The 21,664-nt window shown below is 66.9% G+C and carries 18 protein-coding genes and 2 tRNA genes; 15 read left to right on the top strand and 5 right to left on the bottom strand.

Annotation, left to right across the window (positions count from 1 at the left end; all coding sequences use genetic code 11):
• The first annotated feature begins 195 nt into the window (after positions 1 to 195).
• From ARTB_RS00820 to ARTB_RS00830, 3 genes are all read left to right on the top strand, one after another.
• Positions 196 to 1,197: a hypothetical protein gene (locus ARTB_RS00820; RefSeq protein WP_243177219.1), complete on the top strand. Its 1,002-nt coding sequence runs from the start codon at positions 196 to 198 to the stop codon at positions 1,195 to 1,197.
• A gap of 228 nt (positions 1,198 to 1,425) precedes the next feature.
• The gene (locus tag ARTB_RS00825; protein ID WP_028277845.1) at positions 1,426 to 1,917 is read left to right on the top strand and encodes a ribose-5-phosphate isomerase; all 492 of its coding nucleotides are present in this window, start codon (positions 1,426 to 1,428) and stop codon (positions 1,915 to 1,917) included.
• Positions 1,917 to 2,834 carry an Fpg/Nei family DNA glycosylase gene (locus ARTB_RS00830; protein ID WP_028277846.1) on the top strand — a complete coding sequence of 306 codons (918 nt, stop codon included), beginning with the start codon at positions 1,917 to 1,919 and terminating at the stop codon, positions 2,832 to 2,834. Before ARTB_RS00825 ends, ARTB_RS00830 begins: the two co-directional genes overlap by 1 nt.
• 116 nt (positions 2,835 to 2,950) lie before the next feature.
• On the opposite strand, the gene ARTB_RS00835 is transcribed toward ARTB_RS00830, so the two are convergent.
• Positions 2,951 to 3,021, bottom strand: a tRNA-Gly gene (locus tag ARTB_RS00835).
• A 132-nt stretch (positions 3,022 to 3,153) separates the two neighbouring features.
• Between ARTB_RS00835 and ARTB_RS00840 the strand changes: the two genes are divergently transcribed.
• The 6 genes from ARTB_RS00840 (at position 3,154) to ARTB_RS00865 (ending at position 8,469) form a co-directional block, all read left to right on the top strand.
• Positions 3,154 to 3,228 (top strand) — tRNA-Pro (locus ARTB_RS00840).
• Positions 3,229 to 3,296: 68 nt separating this feature from the next.
• Entirely contained in the window at positions 3,297 to 4,691 is a 1,395-nt protein-coding gene (gene tig / locus ARTB_RS00845) for a trigger factor (RefSeq protein WP_243177220.1), read from the top strand.
• Positions 4,692 to 4,998: 307 nt separating this feature from the next.
• Positions 4,999 to 5,637: an ATP-dependent Clp protease proteolytic subunit gene (locus ARTB_RS00850; RefSeq protein WP_243177971.1), complete on the top strand. Its 639-nt coding sequence runs from the start codon at positions 4,999 to 5,001 to the stop codon at positions 5,635 to 5,637.
• 38 nt (positions 5,638 to 5,675) lie between these two features.
• Positions 5,676 to 6,335 (top strand): ATP-dependent Clp protease proteolytic subunit, encoded by a 660-nt coding sequence (locus ARTB_RS00855; protein ID WP_026266422.1) that lies wholly within the window; start codon positions 5,676 to 5,678, stop codon positions 6,333 to 6,335.
• A 131-nt stretch (positions 6,336 to 6,466) separates the two neighbouring features.
• Complete coding sequence (clpX, locus tag ARTB_RS00860) at positions 6,467 to 7,750, top strand: ATP-dependent Clp protease ATP-binding subunit ClpX (protein WP_243177221.1); 1,284 nt, start codon at positions 6,467 to 6,469, stop codon at positions 7,748 to 7,750.
• A gap of 113 nt (positions 7,751 to 7,863) precedes the next feature.
• Positions 7,864 to 8,469 carry a mycothiol-dependent nitroreductase Rv2466c family protein gene (locus ARTB_RS00865; RefSeq protein WP_243177972.1) on the top strand — a complete coding sequence of 202 codons (606 nt, stop codon included), beginning with the start codon at positions 7,864 to 7,866 and terminating at the stop codon, positions 8,467 to 8,469.
• Positions 8,470 to 8,965: 496 nt separating this feature from the next.
• Here ARTB_RS00865 and ARTB_RS00870 read toward each other — a convergent pair whose 3' ends face one another.
• Positions 8,966 to 9,112 (bottom strand): hypothetical protein, encoded by a 147-nt coding sequence (locus ARTB_RS00870; RefSeq protein WP_155855732.1) that lies wholly within the window; start codon positions 9,110 to 9,112, stop codon positions 8,966 to 8,968.
• A gap of 1 nt (position 9,113) precedes the next feature.
• Positions 9,114 to 9,587: a DUF6325 family protein gene (locus ARTB_RS00875; RefSeq protein ID WP_243177222.1), complete on the bottom strand. Its 474-nt coding sequence runs from the start codon at positions 9,585 to 9,587 to the stop codon at positions 9,114 to 9,116.
• Positions 9,588 to 9,873: 286 nt separating this feature from the next.
• On the opposite strand from ARTB_RS00875, the gene ARTB_RS00880 reads away from it, so the two are divergent.
• Positions 9,874 to 10,167, top strand: coding sequence for a putative quinol monooxygenase (locus ARTB_RS00880; RefSeq protein ID WP_243177223.1), 294 nt, complete (start codon positions 9,874 to 9,876; stop codon positions 10,165 to 10,167).
• 90 nt (positions 10,168 to 10,257) lie between these two features.
• Here the strand turns inward: ARTB_RS00880 and valS are convergent, their stop codons facing one another.
• The gene (gene valS, locus ARTB_RS00885) at positions 10,258 to 12,876 is read right to left on the bottom strand and encodes a valine--tRNA ligase (RefSeq protein ID WP_243177224.1); all 2,619 of its coding nucleotides are present in this window, start codon (positions 12,874 to 12,876) and stop codon (positions 10,258 to 10,260) included.
• Positions 12,877 to 12,982: 106 nt separating this feature from the next.
• Between valS and ARTB_RS00890 the strand changes: the two genes are divergently transcribed.
• The 3 genes from ARTB_RS00890 (at position 12,983) to ARTB_RS00900 (ending at position 15,427) form a co-directional block, all read left to right on the top strand.
• Positions 12,983 to 13,372: a DUF488 domain-containing protein gene (locus ARTB_RS00890; protein ID WP_243177225.1), complete on the top strand. Its 390-nt coding sequence runs from the start codon at positions 12,983 to 12,985 to the stop codon at positions 13,370 to 13,372.
• Between the two features lie 27 nt (positions 13,373 to 13,399).
• Complete coding sequence (locus tag ARTB_RS00895; RefSeq protein WP_243177226.1) at positions 13,400 to 14,191, top strand: SDR family oxidoreductase; 792 nt, start codon at positions 13,400 to 13,402, stop codon at positions 14,189 to 14,191.
• 171 nt (positions 14,192 to 14,362) lie between these two features.
• Positions 14,363 to 15,427, top strand: coding sequence for a glycerophosphodiester phosphodiesterase (locus tag ARTB_RS00900; RefSeq protein ID WP_243177227.1), 1,065 nt, complete (start codon positions 14,363 to 14,365; stop codon positions 15,425 to 15,427).
• On the opposite strand, the gene ARTB_RS00905 is transcribed toward ARTB_RS00900, so the two are convergent.
• Entirely contained in the window at positions 15,424 to 16,446 is a 1,023-nt protein-coding gene (locus ARTB_RS00905) for an endonuclease/exonuclease/phosphatase family protein (RefSeq protein WP_243177228.1), read from the bottom strand. The two genes, ARTB_RS00900 and ARTB_RS00905, sit on opposite strands and share 4 nt — an antisense overlap.
• A gap of 478 nt (positions 16,447 to 16,924) precedes the next feature.
• Between ARTB_RS00905 and ileS the strand changes: the two genes are divergently transcribed.
• Positions 16,925 to 20,302 (top strand): isoleucine--tRNA ligase, encoded by a 3,378-nt coding sequence (gene ileS, locus ARTB_RS00910; protein ID WP_243177229.1) that lies wholly within the window; start codon positions 16,925 to 16,927, stop codon positions 20,300 to 20,302.
• 3 nt (positions 20,303 to 20,305) lie between these two features.
• A complete protein-coding gene (locus ARTB_RS00915; protein WP_028277859.1) occupies positions 20,306 to 21,664 on the top strand; it encodes a bifunctional folylpolyglutamate synthase/dihydrofolate synthase in 1,359 nt (452 codons plus the stop codon).

Below are 21,664 nucleotides of genomic sequence, written 5' to 3' on the forward strand. Positions count from 1 at the left end.
CCCTTGGCGGCCATTCGTGTCAGATGGGTGCGGTTGGGGCGGCCACGTTGACGCTGCCCCGGCGATCTCTTCTTGGTCGTGGCGAGGTCCGGGCGCCGGACTACGTGTCTGATCCCACATTTGCTTCCCGTCCACCTCCTGACCTGCGCGCACGTCCCCAGATCCATCAAGGTGCGTCCGGGGTAGCGTTGGAGCATGGGAAAGATCCGTGACTCCGTCGATGCCAGGGCTTTGCGCTTTGCCATCGGTTTCCCCCTGATGCTGGCGGCAGGATTCGTGGTGTGTGCGCTTCTGGTGCGCCCGGATCTGCCCGAGCCGCTGGCCGTCCGCTGGACCGCCGCCGGTGCCGCCGACTTCGCGCCGTTCGTGACAGTCGCGGGAGCCGGAGCCTCGCTGATCGTGGTGATCGGCTGGGCCGTGCTGCTGCAGGCCGTGCCGCTGTCGCGCCCCGCGATGATGCGCCGCATCATGATGGGCGCCGGCCTGTCCATGAGCCTCTTCGTCACCACAGTCCTTGCCGCGGTGCTCGTGGGCCAGCTGGGCCTGCCCGATGCGCGGGGATCCCATGTGGATGTCTCGGTCCTGGCGCTCGGCAGCGGCGCGGCCCTCGGCCTGGGCATCGTGATGGGTTTTGTCTTCAAGGCCGACGAGCGCTGGTCCGTCGATGACGACGTCGCCGTCCGGCAGGCCCTTGAGCGCGAACAGGATCCGGATTTGGCCAGGGACCGGGTCAGCCTCTGGGTCCACGCCCGCAGCTCCATCTTCGTCATGCTCGGCATCGCAACGCTTCTGCCGGCCGCCCTCCTGACCATTGCCGTGCCGTGGCTGTCTGTCCTCCTGGTGGCGGCGGCCCTGGTGGCCGCGGCGTTCCTGGTGGCCCGGATCCGGGTTGACCGCGGCGGCCTCCACGTCTTCGCGGCAGGCTTCGTCCGGGTCATGGAGGTTCCGGCCGCGGCCATCGACGCCGCGACGCCCAGGGACGTCACGGCGGCGGACTATGGCGGGTGGGGCTACCGGACCCATGGCAACACCACCGCGATGCTGGTCAGCAGCGGCCCCGCGGTGGTCATCGACCGCTCGGACGGGCGCCGGCTGGCGGTCAGCGGCGGCAGTGCCACCGCGGCGGACAATATCGCCCAAACGCTGTCCCGGGTGGCGGACAGGGCCCGGCGGAACGGCGGGACCCCCGCCGTCTAGCACCGCGGTGTCGGTCCTCAGTGTCGGTCCTCAGTGTCGGTCCCCGGTGGAGCTATACGGTGGGGCAAGACGGTGGAGTACGACGGCGTGCCGGGCCTGTGTAACACGACCGTCCAGTGAGGGTTCCGGCGGGCTGCAGCACGGTCCCGGGAGGCCCGGCCTAGTACGCTTGGACCAGACCCCACCCGCCCCGGCCGCCGCCCGGCGCCGCAACCGAACGGAACAGCCGTGACCATTTCTGACCTGCCCCGCGTGCACATTGCCACCGACCACGCCGGAATGGAGCTCAGCGCCCACCTGGTCAGCCACCTCAGCGCCAAGGGCTACGAGGTGGTGGACCACGGACCGAAGGTCTACGACGCCCTGGATGACTACCCGTCGTTCTGCATCAACGCCGCCCTCGCCGTCGTCGCGGACCAGGAAGCCGGAACCCGCGCCCTCGGCATCGTCCTCGGCGGCTCGGGCAATGGCGAGCAGATCGCCGCCAACAAGGTCAAGGGCGTCCGGGCCGCGCTGGCCTGGAACCTGTCCACGGCCCAGCTGGCACGTGAGCACAACGACGCCAACGTCGTCGCCGTCGGCGGCCGCCAGCACAGCGTCGACGAGGCCACGGAAATCATCGAGGCGTTCCTGGCCGAACCTTTCAGCAACGATGAGCGCCACGTCCGCCGGATCGGCAAGATCGCCACGTACGAGCGCACCGGCGAGGTCATCGACTAGTGCCGGAGGGGCATTCCGTCCACCGTCTGGCCCGCCAGTTCGGGGACGTCTTCGCGGGGGAGCGGCTCGCGGTCTCCAGTCCGCAGGGCCGGTTTGCCCAGGGCGCTGCGCTGCTGGACGGCCACACCCTCGTCAGTTCCGTGGCGCACGGGAAGCACCTCTTCCTGGAGTTCGGGCACGGGCTTCTCCTGCACGTCCACCTGGGCCTCTATGGCGCCTGGGATTTCGGCGGCGACGCCACCTTCCGCGGCGCCTCCAGCATCGGCGCGCCCCGGAAGGTGGGGGAGCGGGAAGTCTACGACGACGCTGAGGCGGCCGGGCCGGCCTCATATGAGGGCCCGCCCGCGCCGGTCGGTGCCGTCCGCGTCCGGCTCGCCGGCGCGCACGGCTGGGCCGATCTCCGCGGCGCGACCACGTGCGAGGCGATCACGGACGCGGAAGCGGCGGCCGTACTGGCGCGGCTCGGCCCGGACCCGTTGCGGAACCTTCCCGGCGACCGGGACGCCTTCAGCGCCACCGTGGCGGCCAAGCGTACACCGCTGGCGGCCCTGCTGATGGACCAAAAGGTGATTGCCGGCGTCGGGAACGTCTACCGGGCCGAACTCCTGTTCCGGCAGCGGCTCAACCCCTGGCTGCCCGGCGCCGAACTGTCACCGGACGCTGCCCGCCGGCTCTGGGACGACACCGCGGCAATGATGACCGACGGCGTCCGGGACGGCCGGATCATCACGACGCCGCCGCAGTACTGGAACGGGGCCGGAGCCGGCGTATCCCGCGGCGTCCTGCCGGCCCCGGAGGAGGCCCACTTCGTCTACCGGCGCCACGGACTCGGCTGCAGGGACTGCGGAACGCCGGTGGCGCTGACCGAGCTCGGCGCCAGGAAGCTCTATTGGTGCCCGGCCTGCCAGCAGGCCTGAGCCGGTACGCCTGCCCTTCCAAGCCAACCCTTCCAAGCTCCGAAGCTCCGGCCACCGGGGCCTGGAGGGAACGAAAAAAGCCCCTCCGGAGAGGGGCTTTTTTCGTCATATTTCTGAGGGGACGACGGGAATCGAACCCGCGTAATCAGTTTGGAAGACTGAGGCTTTACCATTAAGCTACGTCCCCGGGGATCTCACTGGAACTCCAGTAAAACTTCCGGGCGGCTGTTCAAGCCGGATACAACTAAACCCAATTCAAGGCCCCGGTGTCAAATGTGCAAATCGGCACAGTATGACCGTAGACTGTTCTGTGCACTTACGGGGTGTAGCTCAGCTTGGCTAGAGCGCCTGCTTTGGGAGCAGGAAGTCGCAGGTTCAAATCCTGTCACCCCGACTCTGCAAGCACTGCCAGCACGTGGCAATGCAGAACCCCATACCCCCCACACCAGGAGTACTTAGACTGTGAAGAGCGCTGTCGAGAACCTCACCCCCACGCGGGTCAAGCTCAATGTTGAGGTCCCCTTTGAGGAATTGAAGCCCAGCATCGCAGAGGCATACAAGACTGTTGCTTCGCAGATCCAGGTCCCCGGTTTCCGCAAGGGCAAGGTCCCCTCCAAGCTCATTGACCAGCGCGTTGGCCGCGGCTACGTCCTGGAGACGGCCATCAACGAAGGCCTCAACGGCTGGTACCAGGCCGCCGTGCAGGAAACCGGCATCCGCCCCCTGAGCCGTCCCGAGGTCGAGATCACCGAGGTTCCGGACCCGTCCGCCACCGACGGCGAGCTCAAGTTCCACGCCGAGGTTGACATCCGCCCCGAGATCGAACTGCCCGACTACGCAGGCATCAAGGTTGAGGTCGCCGCCGCCGAGTCCTCCGACGCCGACGTCGACAAGGCCCTGGACGAGCTCCGCGGCCGCTTCGGCACGCTGAAGTCCGTGGACCGCCCGGCCGCCGATGGCGACTTCCTGACGATCGACATCGCAGCCTCGATCGACGGCGCCGATGTTGACTCCGCTTCCGGCCTGTCCTACCAGGTTGGCGCCGGCACCATGCTCGAAGGCCTCGACGAGGCCGTCACCGGCCTCAGCGCCGACGAGGACGCCATCTTTGACACCACGCTGGTCGGCGGCGAGCACGCCGGCGAGTCCGCTCAGGTCAAGGTCACCGTCAAGGCCGTCAAGGAGCGCGAGCTCCCCGTCGCCGACGACGACTTCGCCCAACTCGCCAGCGAGTTCGACACCCTCGCGGAACTCCGTGAGGACCTGGCCAAGCAGGCCGCCGAGTCCAAGGTTGTTGACCAGGGCGTCGAGGCCCGCGACAAGGTCCTGGACAAGCTCGTTGAGCTCGTCGAGGTTCCCGTCCCGGCGTCGATCGTCGAAGAGCAGCTCGAGCAGCACTTCAACGCCGAAAACGCCCACGGTGAAGGCGAGCACGACACCGAGGAGCACCGCGCCGAGGTCAAGGCCAACACCGAGCGCGCCTTCCAGAACGAGATCATCCTCGACGCCATCGCGGAGAAGGAAGAAGTCAACGTCAGCCAGAACGAGCTGATCGACTACATCGTCACCACCGCCAGCCAGTACGGCATGGACCCGAACCAGTTCGCCCAGATCATCGATCAGAGCGGCCAGGTGCCCATGATGGTTTCCGAGGTCCGCCGCCGCAAGGCACTGGCCGTCGTGCTGGGCCAGGCCGAGGTCACCGACTCCGAGGGCAACAAGGTTGACCTGAGCGACTTCGTCCGCCCCGGTGACGAAGCCGCCCCGGCCGCCGAGACCGTTGAGGACGAAGCAGCTTCGGCAGAAGCCACCACCGAGGCCACGCCGAGTGATGACCCCGCAGCAGTGAAGTTCTAGCAGTCACTGAGACGTAGAACAGTCGGCCCCCGGATCACCGATCCGGGGGCCGACTGTTTTAAGCCCCGCCTGCAGCCATGCCCGGCCGGCACGGTCTGTTCGGGAGCCGGAAAGGGCCCGCATCCAGGACCCGGCTCGCGGGGTCCCGGCAATCGTGCGCCGTCAGCGAACAGCCCGGCACCAGCGAACAAAGCGGGCGTGAAAACGGTTAGTGTCGCTGTAGGAAAGTTCAGTGATGTCGTCCAGTGGCGTCACCGTCGCCAGCGAGAGGTAAGTACATATGTCACAGCAAGCAGGGGCACCCCGGATGGCCACGGTCGATCCGGCAGCCCAGGATAACTACATTTACAACCGCCTGCTGAAAGAGCGCATCATCTGGCTCGGCTCCGAGGTCCGCGACGATAACGCCAACGCGATCTGCTCCCAGCTGCTGCTGCTCTCGGCGGAGAATCCTGAAAGGGACATCTACCTTTACATCAACTCACCCGGCGGCTCCGTCACCGCCGGCATGGCCATCTACGACACCATGCAGTTCATCCCGAACGATGTTGTCACGGTTGCCACCGGCCTCGCCGCGTCCATGGGCCAGTTCCTGCTCTCCTCCGGCACCAAGGGCAAGCGCTACGCCACCCCCAACGCCCGCATCCTCATGCACCAGCCCTCCGGCGGCATCGGCGGCACGGCGTCGGACATTAAGATCCAGGCCGAGCTGATCCTGCACATGAAGAAGGTCATGGCCGAGCTGACCGCCGACCAGACCGGCCAGAGTGTGGACACCATCCTCAAGGACAACGACCGCGACAAGTGGTTCACGGCCCCGGAAGCCCTCGACTACGGCTTCTTCGACAAGATCGCCGCACACGCCGGATCCGTGGCAGGCGGCGGCGGAACCAACGCCAACGGCTCCGGAAACAGCGGCGGCGCTGCGACAGCCACCGAGAACTGACCGGCAGGTAGACAGCAATGAATTCAGGAGCAATGAACATGAACTACAACTTCGGTTCGACTGCCGGCAACCTGCCGAGCAGCCGCTACGTGCTGCCCCAGTTCGAAGAGCGCACCCCCTACGGCTTCAAGCGCCAGGACCCGTACACCAAGCTGTTCGAGGACCGCATCATCTTCCTCGGCGTCCAGGTCGACGACGCCTCGGCCGATGACGTCATGGCCCAGCTGCTGGTGCTCGAGTCCACCGACCCGGACCGCGACATCACGCTCTACATCAACTCGCCTGGCGGTTCCTTCACCGCCATGACCGCGATCTACGACACCATGACGTACATCCGGCCCGAGATCCAGACCGTCTGCCTCGGCCAGGCGGCCAGCGCCGCCGCCGTGCTGCTCGCGGCCGGCACGCCGGGCAAGCGGCTCGCGCTGCCGAACGCCCGCGTACTGATCCACCAGCCTTCGCTGTCCGGCGGACAGGGCGGGCAGGCCTCGGACCTCGAGATCCAGGCCGCCGAGGTCATGCGCATGCGCTCCTGGCTCGAGGACACGCTGGCCAAGCACTCCGGCCGGACGCCTGAGCAGGTCAACAACGACATTGAGCGGGACAAGATCCTCACGGCCGCCGAGGCCATGCAGTACGGCCTCATTGACCAGGTCCTCGATTCCCGCAAGATCAAGCCCCAGGCAATCGCGCGCTAATCAGCAATCCGCGGCGCCGGTGCGGCATTTTTACTTGGCCGCACCGGCGTCCGCTTTCCACCCAACGGGCCCAAAGTGACCTAGAGTGGAACATGTCACAGCCAGCAGCAAGCTACTAAAGGGGTTCACACATGGCTCGGATTGGCGAGAGCACAGATCTGCTGAAGTGTTCTTTCTGCGGAAAGAGCCAGAAGCAGGTCCGCAAGCTCATTGCCGGGCCCGGCGTCTACATCTGCGACGAGTGCATCGAACTCTGCAACGAGATCATCGAAGAGGAACTCGCGGAAGTAGCTGACCTGGGCAGTTTCGAGTTGCCCAAGCCCCGCGAAATCTTTGATTTCCTGCAGGAATACGTGATTGGCCAGGAACCCGCCAAGCGTTCGCTCGCCGTCGCGGTGTACAACCACTACAAGCGGATCCAGGCTGGCCACGCGCCGAAGAGCGGCAGCCTCGCCGACGGCGTGCACCACGACGACGTCGAGATCGCCAAGTCCAACATCCTGCTGATCGGACCCACCGGCTGCGGCAAGACCTATCTGGCCCAAACCCTCGCCCGCCGCCTCAACGTCCCGTTTGCCGTCGCCGACGCCACGGCCCTGACCGAGGCCGGCTACGTCGGTGAGGACGTTGAGAACATCCTCCTCAAACTTATCCAGGCCGCCGACTATGACGTCAAAAAGGCTGAGCAGGGCATCATCTACATCGATGAGATCGACAAGATCTCACGCAAGAGCGAGAATCCGTCCATTACCCGGGACGTTTCGGGGGAGGGCGTGCAGCAGGCGCTCCTGAAAATCCTCGAGGGCACTGTGGCCTCGGTACCGCCGCAGGGCGGACGCAAGCACCCGCACCAGGAATTCATCCAGATCGACACCACCAACGTGCTCTTCATCGTGGCCGGCGCCTTCGCGGGGCTCGAGGACATCATCGGTTCGCGGTCCGGGCGCAAGGGCATCGGATTCGGTGCCCCGCTCAACGAGGTCAAGAACACCACGGATTCCTACGGCGAGGTCATGCCGGAGGACCTGCTCAAGTTCGGGCTGATCCCGGAGTTCATCGGCCGGTTGCCCGTCATCACCACCGTCTCCAACCTGGACCGCGCCGCGCTCATCCAGATCCTCTCGACGCCGAAAAATGCCCTCGTCAAGCAGTACCAGAAGATGTTCCAGCTCGACGGCGTCGAGCTCATCTTCGAGGACGAGGCCCTCAACACCATTGCCGACCAGGCGCTGGAGCGCGGCACCGGGGCCCGTGGGCTGCGCGCCATCATGGAGGAAGTCCTGCTCCCGGTCATGTTCGACCTCCCCAGCCGCGACGACGTCGCCAGCGTCGTGATCACCGAAGAGGTCGTGACCAAGAAGGCAGCGCCCACGATGATCGCCCACGACGAGGTCAAACGGCGCAAGTCCGCCTGATCCGGAATATTATCGCGGCCAAGGTCGCTGTAATCTTTAGCGCGCCGTGTGCGTGATCCGCCACGGCGCTTTCCCCGCAGACTTCCCTAAGGAGAACACCTGTGTCTGAAACCATGACCAACAAAGCCGACTTCTGGTTCGACCCGATGTGCCCCTTCGCGTGGGTCACCTCCCGCTGGATCGGCGAAGTCGAAGAAGTCCGCGACATCAAGACCGAGTGGCATGTCATGAGCCTCGCCGTGCTCAATGAGGGCCGCGAGGAACTGCCCGAGCAGTACCGCGAGTTCCTGAAGAAGGCGTGGGCTCCGGTCCGCGTCATCACCGCCGCCGCTGAACAGCACGGTGCCGAATACATCAAGGCGCTCTATGACTCCATGGGCACCAAGATCCACAACGAAGGCATCAAGGACATTGACGAGGTCATCGCCAAGTCGCTGGCCGAGGCCGGACTGCCGGCCGAGCTTGCGGGCGCGGGCCAGAGCGACGAATTTGATGCAAAGCTGCGCGCCAGCCACGAGGCAGGCATCTCGCTGGTCGGTCAGGACGTGGGCACACCCGTCGTCGCCTTCAACGGCACGGCCTTCTTCGGCCCGGTTCTGACGCGCATCCCGCGCGGCGAGGAGGCAGGACAGATCTGGGACGCCACGGTGACCCTGGCATCCTTCCCGTACTTCTTCGAAATCAAGCGCAGCCGTACCGAAAGCCCGGTCTTTAACTAGGCCTGAACAGGCCGGGCCGGGCCGCTGCCCGGCCTCCCGGGAGCCCCGGCAGAACTACTCTGTTGTAGTTCTGCCGGGGCTCTTGTGCACGGCAGGCCGGGGGACAACAATAGAACTTACCCACTTCGAAAGAAGAGGGACGCAGGAACCAAAGATTCAGTGACACTCATCCGACGCAGCCTTCGGCAAAGTCAGATGATGGCTACCAGTGACGAGGTAGGAAGACCTGAAAGTCTAAGGATCCCGCCAGATTGTCTAAGACGTCACGTGACAATCGAAAAGTCGAAGCCCCACCAACCGCTAAACGCTGATGGGGCTTCCCCTTTGCCCAAAAACACCTTGCCCAAAAACAGTGGGCCCAAAGCAGTGTGCCCAAATTCGTCAGATCGCCGTCCCGGGATGTTTCCTCCGTTGGGGGAGTGGGCATTGTGCAGGTGCGCACGACCCGGGGCGGGTCATGCGCACCTGAGGGTGCCAGGGGACTGGCTCCGTGGTGTCAGTCGCGGCGGTCCTCCCGGCGGTCGCCGCGGTCGTCACGGCGGTCTTCCCGCCGGTCGCCGCGACGGTTGATCCCGTGGGCGACGACAACGGCCCCGCCGACGGCGGCGGCGGTCCTGCGTCTGCGTCGTGCTGCCAGTGGCATGTCAGGCTCCTTCTATCGCTTCTTCAGGGGACTGGTCTTCGGCGTCCGCCTGGAAGGCGGCGATGACGGCCTGGGTCGGGATCCGGCCGCTGGCCACGAGTTGGCCGCCGGCCTTGCGGACTGCCGTGCCGAACGGGGCCGCCCACAGGTTCTCCCAGACGAGCACCGCGGCGGAGTGGCCGGGCGCGATCGTCTCGGCCAGGTCCATGACATCCTGTTCAGAGAGCACCATGGCCAGGTCGGCCTCGGCCGTGCGCACCTCGCCGAGCTCGCTCGGGTCGAGGTCGGAGATCTCCGCCGTCTCGAGTGTGCCGTCCTCCATCTTCCTCAGGAACACCATGTCGAGCACCCTGACGAGGTCACGCTGGACCAGGTCCTCCAGGAACGGGGCGATCTGGCCCTTGCCGAAATCGGGTCCGGGGAATTCAACGACGATCCAGTCGACCGGCCCCAGTTCATCGAGTGTCTCAGTCATGCGTATGACCTCCGCTTCTTCTTGGGGTTCGAGGCGATCCGACGGACCGCTGCATCTTCATTCTGTGCCCCGGTGAGGTGCGGCGCCTCACCCGTGCCGGGTGACCTCACGCCTCAGCGATAGGACTTGCTTTGTGCTGCCCCGGGTTCCGGGCCGAAGGAACAAGCCCGGCGGCCCGGCTGTTGCTTCCAATGACGGGGCAGCGGTCCCCGTGCCGTGATCTCCGGGCAACCCGCCCGGTTGTACCCGGTCTTGTCCTGTCCCCACCTGCGAACATTGGAGCGCCATGCCCGTTACAGCCCATCTCGACTTGAACGTCAAAGCCGAAGCCCTGCCCACGGCTCCCGCGGTGCTCCGCGATATTCTCTCCGATACGCGCGCCTTTGATGGCTGCCTCGGGGTCGACGTGCTGGTCGACAGCCAGGATCCGGCGCATTTTCTCGTGGTCGAACAGTGGGTATCGATGGAACACGACGCCGCCTATCGCGCCTGGCGCGCAGGCGACGGCGCGAGCGGGCTGGCAGAACTCCTGGCCGCCCCGCCGGTGCTGACGCACTTCGAGACGTCCTTCGCGGTCTGAGCCTCCCCGCGACGCCGTAGGGGCCCCGCCGGATCAGAATTGCTTCTCTGAACCGGACCGAGGGCCCCTTCGTGTTGTTTCCGCCGGAGACTACGCCTGGACGGGCGGCTCGGCCGGTGCCAGCACGACGTCGCTGACGGCCAGTTCACCCTCGCCGGCGACGAGCGCCAGTTCACGGGCGTTGGCCGCGGCCTTGAGGTCGGCGAGGCCGGCCTTGAGCTGGGTCGTGAGGGACTCCGAGGCGGTGATCGTCGCGGACAGCACCTCGGTGCGCTGCTTGACTTTGGCCTCGGACTTGGCCTTGCGGATGCCGCTGAGCGCGGTGCCCACCGTGGCCAGGAGGGTCGTGTCGCCGTCGACGGCGATGGCGGAGGGCCACTGGGCGCGGTGCACGGAACCGGTGCGCCACCAGCTCCAGACTTCCTCCGTGGCGAACGGCAGGAACGGCGCGAAGAGCCGCAGGAGGGTGTCCAGGCTCGTCGCGAGGGCGGCCAGCACGGATGCCTGCTGCTCCTCGCCGGCGGCACCGTAGGCACGGTCCTTGATGAGCTCCACGTAGTCGTCGGTGAAGTTCCAGAAGAAGCTCTCGGTGATCTGCAGCGCCCGGGCGTAGTCGTAGCCCTCGAATGCCTTGGTCGACTGTTCGACGACGTCGGCGAGCTGGGCCAGGACGGCCCGGTCCAGCGGGTTGCTCAGCACGGACAGGTCGCCGGAGACGACCGAGTCCTCGGTGGCGCCCAGGTTCAGGACGAACTTGGAGGCGTTGAGCAGCTTGATGGCCAGGCGGCGGCCGATCTTCATCTGCGCGATCTCGTAGGCGGTGTCCGCGCCGAGCTTGGCCGAGGCAGCCCAGTAGCGCACCGCGTCGGAGCCGTACTCCTCCAGCACATCCGTGGGCACAATGACGTTGCCCTTGGACTTGGACATCTTCTTCCGGTCCGGGTCCAGGATCCAGCCGGAGATGGCTGCATGCTTCCACGGTGCGGTCTTCTGCAGCGCGTCGGCGCGGACGGCGGAGGAGAACAGCCAGGTCCGGATGATGTCATGGCCCTGCGGTCGCACGTCGAAGGGGTAGACCTTGGCGAAGAGCGCCTCGTCGGTGCTCCAGCCGCCCACAATCTGGGGGGTCAGGGAGGACGTGGCCCAGGTGTCGAGGACGTCCGCGTCCCCGGTGAAACCGCCGGGCACGTCGCGCTGGGCTTCCTCGTAGCCGGGGGCCGCATCCGCCGCTGGGTCCACGGGCAGCTGCGCGTCCGACGGGACGATCGGCGCGTCGTATTCGGGGTTGCCGTCGGCATCCAGGGGGTACCAGACCGGTACCGGCACGCCGAAGAAGCGCTGGCGGGACACGAGCCAGTCGCCGTTGAGCCCCGAAATCCAGTTCTCGTAGCGCGAGCGCATGAACGCCGGGTGGAACTCAATCTCGTTGCCGCGGCCGATCAGCCGTTCGCGCCGGTCCTCGTCGCGGCCGCCGTTGCGGATGTACCACTGGCGCGAGGTAACGACCTCGAGCGGCTTGTCCCCCTTTTCGAAGAAGTTCACCGGGTGCATGATCTTCTTGGGCTCGCCGTCGAGCAGCTCCGCGCCGGCCAGGAGCTCCACCACGGACTCCTTGGCGCTGAATACCGTCTTGCCGGAGATGGCCGCGAAGTTGGCGCGGCCTTCTTCGGTGGTGATCCACTCCGGGGTCTCGCCGATGATGCGGCCGTCGCGGCCCACGATCGCGCGGGTGGGCAGCTGCAGCTCGCGCCACCAGGTGACGTCGGTGAGGTCGCCGAAGGTGCAGACCATGGCGACGCCGGAGCCCTTGTCCGCCTTGGCCAGCGGGTGGGCCTTGACCTCTACCTCGACACCGAACAGGGGAGAGGTGACCTTCTTGCCGAACAGCGCCTTGTAGCGCTCGTCGTCGGGGTTCGCCACGAGCGCGGCGCAGGCGGCCAGCAGCTCGGGGCGGGTGGTCTCGATGAAGATCTTTTCGCCGTCTTCGGTGAAGAAGGGGTAGCGGTAGTAGGCGCCAGCGACCTCGCGGTCTTCGAGCTCGGCCTGGGCCACGGCGGTGCGGAACGTGACATCCCACAGGGTGGGGGCCTCGGCCATGTACGCGTCGCCTGCTGCCAGGTTGGCCAGGAAGGCCCGCTGCGAGATGGCGCGGGACTTGTCATCGATCGTCCGGTAGGTCAGGTCCCAGTCCACGGACAGGCCCAGGGTCTGGAAGAGGTGCTCGAAGACCTTCTCGTCCTCGACCGCGAGCTCCTCGCACAGCTCGATGAAATTCTTGCGGGAGATGACGTCAAAGTCGCGCTGGTTCTTGGCGGGCTCGGCCGGGGGACGGTAGCCGGCATCGTAGGTAATCGCGGGATCGCAGCGCACGCCGTAGTAGTTCTGCACGCGGCGCTCGGTGGGCAGGCCGTTGTCGTCCCATCCCATGGGGTAGAAGACGTTCTTGCCGGTCATACGCTGGTAGCGCGCCAGGACGTCGGTCTGCGTGTAGGAGAACATGTGTCCGACGTGGAGGGATCCCGACGCCGTGGGCGGGGGAGTGTCGATCGAGTAGACCTGCTCCCGGGTGGTGTCCGGGTTGAACTTGTAGGTCCCTTCGTCAAGCCAGCGCCGCGTGAGCGCTTCTTCCAGCCCCTCCAGGGCGGGCTTGTCCGGAACGTTGATGGGGGCGGTGGTGGGCGTGTCTGTACCCTGATTGTCTTCAGCCATGGGCCAATTCTTCCACTAACTCCCATTCCCTGATGTACGGGATGCGGCCGGCGGCGGGTTCGCCGGGTGTGGGAGCCGCCCAAGTAACGTGAAGTAGCATGCGCAGATGGGCAATTCTCAGCGCAATTCTGCCGGAACCTTTGCGGTCAAACGCATCTATGAGGACCCTTCCGACGACGACGGCTGCCGGGTCCTGGTGGACCGGCTCTGGCCGCGCGGAGTCAGCAAGGAACGGGCCCAACTGGAGCTCTGGCTCAAGGACGTGGCGCCCTCCCCGCCGCTGCGCAAGGAATTCGGCCATATGCAGGAACGGTTCGCGGACTTCCGGGCGGCCTACGAAGCCGAGCTCGAGGGCAACCCGGCCGTGCAGACACTCCGGGACCTCGCGGCGGAGCACGGGAAAGTGACGCTGCTCTTCGGCGCCCGGGACCCGGAGACCAACCATGCCCGGGTGCTGCAGGAGTTCCTCGAGCGGGGCAGCAACAGCAGGAAATGAGCCCGGCATTGCCGTTACTGTGGTGCCATGACTGAGGGAATCGACAACAACACACAAGAATTCACTGCAGCAGGAGCCAAAGCAGCAGTAGTCACCGGCGCCAGCACCGGAATCGGCGAGGCCACCGTGCGTGCGCTCCGCAAGGAAGGCTGGACCGTGTTCGCCGTCGCCCGCCGTGCCGACCGGCTCGAAGCGCTCGCCGCCGAAACCGGCGCCGTCGCCCTTCCCGCCGATGTGACCGATGAAGCCGATGTGGCCCGGCTGCTCGATGAGGTGACCCGCGCCGGCGGCATCGACACGCTGATCAACATCGCCGGTGGTGCCCGCGGCGCCGACAAGGTCGCCGGGGCCAAGACCGAGGACTGGGAATGGATGTTCCAGGTCAACGTGCTGGGCAGCATGAAGCTGATCCGCGCGTTCCTGCCCATGCTGCGTGCCTGCGGCGAGGGCACCGTGCTGAACCTGACCTCCACCGCAGGGCTCTCGGCCTATGAGGGCGGCGGCGGCTACAACGCGGCCAAGTTCGCCCAGCACGCCCTGACCGGCGCCCTGCGGCTCGAAGAGGCCGAGCACAACCTCCGCGTGATCGAGGTGGCCCCCGGGCTGGTGCAGACCGAGGAATTCGCCCTGAACCGCCTCGGCGACCAGGACGCGGCGGCCAAGGTGTACCAGGGAGTCGAGAAGCCACTGACCGCCGAGGACGTGGCCGACGTGGTCCGCTACGCCGTCGTCGCGCCGCACCACATCAACCTGGACCAGATCGTGATCCGCCCGGTGGCGCAGGCGGCCAACTACAAGCTGATCCGCAAGAACCAGTAGGGCGGGCCAGGAGCGGGGCCAAGGGCGGGGCCAGGGGCCGGGACGTCCGGTGGCGACACCGGACGTTCACCCTGGCGTGGTGCGGTGGTCAGGCTGCGCTGGTCCGGAGTTGGCCGTGGCGGGGCAAGGTGGCCCGTGCAACTGCACACCACCAGAGTGGAGAACTTTCCCATGCGAACCCCGACGAAGCTCGGCGCTGCCGTACTCAGCGCAGCCCTGCTCCTCACCGCCGCCGCCCAGGCAAACGCTGCCCAGGCCCACGCGGCCGACACGAACACCAACGGCCAGGACAACCACTTCGATCTCCAGGCCCACCGCGGCGGCATCGGCCTGACTGTCGAGTCAACGCTGGCGTCCTTCGCGAAGGGGATCGAGACCGGCGTCTCCACCCTCGAACTTGACCTCCAGATCACCAAAGACGGCCATGAGGTCATCACCCACGACCGCAAGATCAGCGGCCAGAAGTGCCTGGACACGGCTCCTGTCACGCCGAACGACCCCCAGTTCCCCTACGTCGGCAAGTACGTCAAGGACCTGACGTTCGCGCAGGTCCGCAGCCTGGACTGCGGCAGCCTCACGCTTCCCCAGTTCCCGGGCCAGGTGGCCTCGCCGGGCGCCAAGATGCCCACGCTGGCCGAGGTCTTCGCCCTGGCGGACTCCCACCGCGCCAGCCAGGTGAAGTTCAACATCGAAACCAAGGTCGAGGCAGGCGCGCCCCAGGAAACGGCCCCGCGCGAGCAGTTCGTCGACGTCGCGCTCCGCGAAATCAAGGCCGCCCACATGCAGAGCCGCGTCTCAATCGAGAGCTTCGACTGGGGCTCGTTGCGCCTGGTCCAGCAGCGCGATCCCCAGATCCGCACCGTGGCCCTGACCAACAAGGACTTCCTCCAGGCAGGCCAGCCCGGCAAGTCGCCGTGGCTGGGCGGCATCGACGCCGATGACTTCGGCGGTGACCTCGTCGCCGCAGCCTCCTCCCTGGGCTTCGACGCCATCTCTCCCGTGCACGGCACTCCGCAGGACGGCGCCGTGACGGATCCGGGCTATGTTCCCTACGTCACCGCCGACATGGTCCGCCGTGCCCACGCGGCAGGCATGCAGGTCATCCCGTGGACCGTTGATGACAAGCCCACCATGCGGGCGCTCATCGGTGCCGGAGTGGACGGGCTGATCACGGATTACCCGGACCGGCTCCGGGACGTGATGGCCGAGTCCGGCATGAAACTGCCGCGCAGCTAGTCCGCCGCGGGGACGGACAGCGTGGCCAGGAGCGCCGCGTGGTCCGACCCGGCCACCGGCAGCACGGCATAGCCGCTGCTGTGCACCTGCGGGCCGGTCACGATGTGGTCGATGACCACGCCCGGCAACGGGGGACCGGCCATGGGCCAGGTCGGAACCAGGCGGGCCAGGGCCGCGGCGCCGGCGTCGACGAGAGGGCCGCCCGGCCTGTTCCTGTCCTGGCCCTGAAGCATCTGCCGGAACTCGGCGTGGTCGAGGGTGGCGTTGAAGTCGCCCAGCAGCAGCATGTTGCCGGGGCGGGCGGCAAGGCGGCCCAGTGCAGCCAATTCACTCCGCCACTGGCTTGCCCGGCCCCACACCGGAGCCTTGGTGTGCACGTTGGTCACGGTGAGGGGGGCCTGTCGGCCGCCGGCGTCGAGCTCCAGTTGCACCGTGGGCATGTGGAAGGCGGAACCGTCCACGGAGTCCACCGGAATGATCGGGCGTGAGGAGTACACGGCGCCGCCGCCCGCGCCGTCCCTCGAGCGGCTGATCCGGTGCGGAAGCAGCGCGCCCAGCCCTTCCGCATCCAGCCGTCTCTCCAGGGCCGGGGAGAGCTCCTGGACGGCAAGAAGCGCGACGCCGTTTTCGCGTACCAGCCGAACCACCTCCGCGGCATCCGCCTGGCCCTTCCAGGCGTTGAGGGTCATGACCTTCAGTTCGGCCGACGGCCGCTGTCCCGTGCCCTGTCCGATGGACTCTTCTTGTCCCTGCAAGGGATCCGTCTGCCGGGCCAGAAGCCGGTCCGCCACCTGGTCCGGCGGGAACAGCCAGAGCAACTGCAAGGCCAGGAGGGCGCCGGCCGGGAGTGCAAGCCAGGGACGGCGCGCCCGCAGCCCCAGCAGGAAGGCCGCGCCGGCGGGAAGCACGAACCAGGGTGTGAAGGCCACGAGTTGGACCACCGGGGCAGGCCACGGCGCCGGGACCGCCCGGAACACGGACACCACGGCAACGGGCGCGGCGCAAAGGGCAGAGGACACGTGCCACCGGCGGCTGGCGCTGCGGCGCTTCACGGGTAGGCCCGGGGCGGCCGGTGGACGGTCATGGCATGAGTCTATGCAGTCGGACCGCCGGCGTCGCCCCCTGACAGCGGAGTTTGCCACCGGGAAACGCAGTGGCACTGCCCGTCGCTGCAGCGGGGCAGTGAAACGCACTATTTTCTCCGGTACCATCGACGTAGCAGCTTTGACCCGGCCATCACCGGTGAGCTTCCGGAAGAACACCCTCGTGTGAGGTGGAGACTTAGTCGCCACGGTGCGTGCGCGGGCCAGTAGAACCGGACGGGTAAGCCCGTCACAGCAGTAATGAGCGGCCGACGCCGGTGCAGCACCCTTCGCGAAGGGGAGCGGACCGGCGGCGGTAAGTGAGGTGGTACCGCGGTCCGTGGTGTCGGAAGACAACAGGGCCGTCCTCGCATCCTGAATGCATGTGTTCACCAGCTCAAACCAGGATGTCGAGATGACTTATTACCCCAAGGCCTCCGCCTCAGGCGCCGGCTCCACCACCTCTGCGTCAAACGCAACTTCCAACACTTCTGCGTCCAACACCTCCGGTGTATCCGCCTCCGTGAAGTTCCCGGAGATCGAAGAGCGCATCCTCAAGTACTGGGACCAGGACGGCACCTTCCAGGCGAGCATCGACCAGCGGGATGCTGGACAGGACGGGTCCAACGAGTTCGTTTTCTACGACGGCCCGCCCTTCGCCAACGGCCTGCCGCACTACGGCCACCTCCTGACCGGCTACGCCAAAGACCTCGTGGGCCGCTACCAGACCCAGCGCGGCCGCCGCGTGGAGCGCCGCTTCGGCTGGGACACCCACGGCCTGCCCGCCGAGCTGGAAGCCATGAAGCAGCTGGGCATGACGGACAAGACCCAGATCGAGGCCATGGGCATCGACAAGTTCAACGACGCCTGCCGCGCCTCCGTCATGAAGTACGCCGACGAATGGAAGAGCTACGTCACCCGCCAGGCGCGCTGGGTGGACTTCGAAAACGACTACAAGACGCTCAACGTCGAGTACATGGAGTCCGTGCTCTGGGCCTTCAAGCAGCTGCACGAAAAGGGCCTGACCTATAACGGCTACCGCGTCCTGCCGTACTGCTGGAAGGACGAGACGCCGCTGTCCAACCATGAGCTGCGCATGGACGACGACGTCTACAAGAACCGCCAGGACCAGACCGTCACGGTCACGTTCCCCATCACGGCAGGGGACTCGGAGCTGTCCAGGCAGCTCGCCGGGGTAAAGGCACTTGCCTGGACCACCACGCCCTGGACGCTGCCCACCAACCTGGCGCTCGCCGTCGGGCCCGACATCAGCTACGTGGTCCTGCCGGCCGGCCCGCACGGGATCAAGGCCGCCGCGGCCGACGCCCCCGTCACGGGCAGCTTCCTGCTCGCCGCGGACCTCCTGGCCGCCTACGCCAAGGACCTCGGCTACGGCGACGGGGCCGAGGGCGCCGCCGCCGCGGAGGCCGCCATCACCTCCCGCCACACCGGCGCCGAGCTCAACGGCTTGAGCTATGAGCCGCTTTGGGACTATTTCCACGACGCCGAAAAGTACGGCACCGAGAACGCCTGGCGCTTCCTCGTGGCCGACTACGTCACCACCACCGACGGCACCGGCATCGTCCACCAGGCCCCCGCCTACGGCGAAGACGACCAGAAGATCTGTGAAGAGGCCGGCATCCCCGTGGTCCTCTCGGTCGACGAAGGCGCAAAGTTCCTGCCGCTCTTCGGCCACGGCGACCTCGCCGAAATCGCCGGGCTGCAGGTGTTCGAGGCCAACAAGCCCATCACCCAGGTGCTCCGCGCCCAAGGCCGCCTGGTCCGCCAGGCCAGCTACGAGCACAGCTACCCGCACTGCTGGCGCTGCCGCAACCCGTTGATCTACCGCGCCGTGTCCTCCTGGTACGTCGAGGTCACCAAGTTCAAGGACCGCATGTCCGAGCTCAACCAGGACATCAACTGGATCCCGGGCAACGTCAAGGACGGCCAGTTCGGCAAATGGCTCGCCAACGCCCGCGACTGGTCCATCAGCCGCAACCGCTACTGGGGCAGCCCCATCCCCGTCTGGCAGTCCACCGACCCGGACTACCCGCGCACCGACGTCTACGGCTCCCTCGCCGAGATCGAGGCCGACTTCGGCCGCCTGCCGTTGAACAAGGCCGGCCAGGTGGACCTGCACCGGCCGTTCATCGACGAGCTCACCCGCCCGAATCCGGATGACCCGCGCACCCCGGAAGAGGGCCAGTCCGTCATGCGCCGCGTCGAGGACGTCCTGGACGTCTGGTTCGATTCCGGTTCCATGCCCTACGGCCAGGTCCACTACCCGTTCCAGAATGAGGAATGGTTCGACACCCACAACCCGGCGGACTTCATCGTCGAGTACATCGGCCAGACCCGCGGCTGGTTCTACATGCTGCACATCCTTTCCACCGCGCTGTTCGACCGTCCGGCCTTCCGGAACGTCATCAGCCACGGCATCGTGTTGGGTTCGGACGGGCAGAAGATGTCCAAGAGCCTGCGCAACTACCCGGACGTCTCCGAGGTCCTGGACCGCGACGGCTCCGACGCCATGCGCTGGTTCCTGATGTCCAGCCCGATCCTGCGCGGCGGCAACCTCGTGGTCACCGAGCAGGGGATCCGCGACGGCGTCCGCCAGGTCATCCTGCCGCTGTGGAACGTGTACAGCTTCTTCACGCTGTACACGAACGCCGCTAACGCTGCAGCAGGACAAGCGTCGGGCTACGACGCGAAGCTCCGCTACGACGGCTACGCCGACACCCTGGACCAGTACCTCATGGCCAACACCGGGGACCTGGTCCGGAACATGACCGCCCAGCTGGACAGCTACGACATCTCCGGCGCCTGCGACGAGCTGCGCAGCTACCTGGACATGCTCACGAACTGGTACGTCCGCCGCAGCCGCCAGCGCTTCTTCGACGAGAGTGTGGACGCCTTCGACGCGCTCTACACCGCGCTGGAGACGGTCACCCGCGTGGCCGCCTCCCTGCTGCCGCTGATCTCCGAGGAGATATGGCGTGGCCTCACCGGCGGGCGTTCCGTGCACCTGGCCGACTGGCCGGATGCCGGACTGTTCCCTGCCAACCCGGGCCTGGTCGAGGCGATGGACCGGGTGCAGCAGATCTGCTCCACCGGCTCCTCGCTGCGCAAGGCCGCGAACCTGCGCGTGCGCCTGCCGCTGCAGGAACTCACGGTCGTGGCACCGGGCGCGGACGCGCTGGGCGGCTTCGCCGCCGTCGTCGCCGATGAACTGAACCTGCGCTCGGTCCGCCTGCTGGACGCCGAGAACGCCTCCCCGGAGGAGTTCGGCATCGAGCAGAAGCTCGTGGTCAATGCCCGGGCCGCCGGCCCGCGCCTGGGCAAGAACGTCCAGCAGGCCATCAAGGGCTCCAAGTCCGGCGACTGGTCGGTCAGCGACGCCGGGGTGGTCACCGCCGGCGGCCTCGACCTCGAACCGCAGGAGTACACCCTGGAAACCGTCGTGGCCGAGGCCGCGGAAGGCGAAGGATCCCGCGCAGCGGCGGTCCTGCCCGGCGGCGGGTTCGTGGTGCTCAACACCGAGGTCACCCCGGAGCTGGAAGCCGAGGGCATGGCCCGTGACATGGTCCGCGCCATCCAGCAGGCCCGCAAGGACGCCGGACTCAATGTCAGCGACCGGATCAGCACGTCCGTCACGGCGAAGCAGGACGTCGTCGAGGCGCTGCTGGCCAACGCGGAGCTGGTCAAGACTGAAACCCTGACCGTCGAGCTGGAAACCCTGGCGGCCGACATCAAGGACCCACAGGTCAGCGTTGCCAAGAAAGTTGGAGCCTAAACCATGACCGACGAATTCTCCGTTGAAAGCGTCTACGCCGAGCTGCTGGGCCGGGCGCCGGAAAACAAAATGGAGCCGCGGCTCGCCCCGCTGCACCGGGCCATGGAAATCCTGGGGGAGCCGAACAAGGCGTTCCCGATCATCCACGTCACCGGCACCAACGGCAAGACCTCCACGGCCCGGATGATCGAGGCCGGGCTGCGCGCCCACGGCCTGAGCACCGGCCGCTACACGAGCCCGCACCTGTCCAAGGTCACCGAGCGGATCAGCATCGACGGCGCCCCGGTGCCGGATGAGACGTTCGTCCGGATCTGGGACGAGATCCGTCCCTACCTGCAGATCGTGGACGGCGAACTCGAGGCGGCGGGCGAGCCCCGGCTGACCTACTTCGAGTGCCTGACGATCCTGGGCTTCGCGGTCTTCGCCGATCAGCCGGTCAACGTCGCCGTGATCGAAGTGGGCCTGGGCGGCATCACCGACGCCACGAACGTCGGCGACGGCCAGGTGGCCGTCGTCACCCCGATCTCCCTGGACCACACCGATCTGCTGGGCGACACCACCGGGGACATCGCCTACGAGAAGGCCGGCATCATCAAGCCCGGCAGCTTCCTCATCAGCGCGGCGCAGCCGGTCGACGCGGCACAGGTCCTGCTGGAGAAGGCCAAGGAAGTTAACGTGCCGTTCCGCTTCGAGGGCGTGGAGTTCGGCGTCGAATCCCGCACCGTCGCGGTCGGCGGCCAGATGGTCACCATCCAGGGCATCGCCGGACGCTACGAGGACCTGCTGGTGCCGCTGCACGGCGCGCACCAGGCCGAGAACGCCGCCGTCGCCATTGCCGCGCTGGAAGCGTTCTTTGGCGGGGAAAAGGCGATCGACGCCGAGATCCTGCAGGAGGCCTTCGCCTCCGTCACCTCCCCGGGGCGGCTTGAGGTGGTCCGCACCGCGCCGACCATCATCGTGGACGCCGCCCATAACCCGGAGGGCATCCGGGTCTCCGCCGAGGCCATCCACGAGGCCTTCAACTTCACTAAGCTCGTGGTGGTGGTCGGCGTGCTGCGGGAAAAGGACGCCGAGGAGATCCTGCGCCAGCTCAAGGAATCCCTGGGCGGCCTCGCCACCGAATACTGCTTCACCCAGTCCAACTCGCCCCGGGCCGTCCCGGCCGAGGACCTGGCCGAAATCGCGGTTGACCTGGGCTTCGGCGAGGAGAACATCCACGTCGCCGGGAAGCTCGATGACGCCCTCGAATGGGCCGTGGAACGGGCCGAAGCCGACGACGAGCCCGCCGGCGGGGTCCTCGTGACGGGTTCCATCACGCTCGTCGCGGACGCCCGGATCCTGCTCGGAAAGGCGGACGCGTAA

The organism is Arthrobacter humicola (assembly GCF_022803015.1).
GTDB lineage: Bacteria > Actinomycetota > Actinomycetes > Actinomycetales > Micrococcaceae > Arthrobacter > Arthrobacter humicola_A.